We start from the raw sequence: 827 nt of genomic DNA, 5'->3' as shown, positions 1-827 counted from the left end.
TGACTCAGATGTCGATACTGATTCGGACGCTGATTCTGAATCAGACGCTGATACTGATTCGGATGTAGACACCGATTCAGACGTAGAAACCGATTTACTTACTGAGGTTGAAGCTGATTCAGATGCTGACACTGATTGGCTTACTGAGGTTGAAGCTGATTCAGATGCTGACACTGATTGGCTTACTGAGGTTGAAGCTGATTCGGACACTGATACTGATTCTGACGTTGACACTGATTCAGATGTTGACGCTGACTCAGACGCCGAAACCGATTCTGATATTGACGCTGATTCTGATGTTGACGCTGATTCTGACGTAGAAACCGATTCGGATACAGATGCCGATTCTGAGGTTGACACTGATTCTGACGTTGAAACTGATTCAGAGGCTGAAATTGATTCGGATGTTGATACTGATTCTGATGCAGAAACTGATTCTGATGTTGACACCGATTCAGACGTAGACACTGATTCGGATGTTGACGCTGACTCGGACGCAGAGGCTGATTCAGAGACTGAGAATGATTCTGATGTTGACACCGATTCAGAAGTTGAAACTGACTCGGACGCGGACAATGACTCGGATGTCGATACTGATTCAGAGGTTGAGACCGACTCAGATGTTGATGCTGACAATGATTCAGAGGTCGAGATTGATTCAGACGTAGATACTGACTCAGAGGTAGAAACTGATTCAGACGCTGATACTGACTCAGACGTTGAGACTGATTCAGATACAGAAACTGACTCGGATGTCGAGACTGATTCGGACACTGAGGCTGATTCAGAAGCAGATGCTGATTCGGATGTTGATTCAGACTCTGATG

Annotated in this window: 1 protein-coding gene; it reads right to left on the bottom strand. The window is 45.3% G+C overall.

The features are described 5' to 3' along the window. Positions 1-827: hypothetical protein (locus HMPREF2685_RS10950; RefSeq protein ID WP_261710236.1), on the bottom strand; the 827-nt coding region annotated here is incomplete at both ends.

Origin of the sequence: Streptococcus sp. HMSC074F05 (assembly GCF_001808725.1) — a bacterium.
Taxonomy (GTDB): domain Bacteria; phylum Bacillota; class Bacilli; order Lactobacillales; family Streptococcaceae; genus Streptococcus; species Streptococcus parasanguinis_I.
Note: the sequence above shows the minus strand (reverse complement) of the source record. Positions and strands in the feature narration are given on the sequence as shown.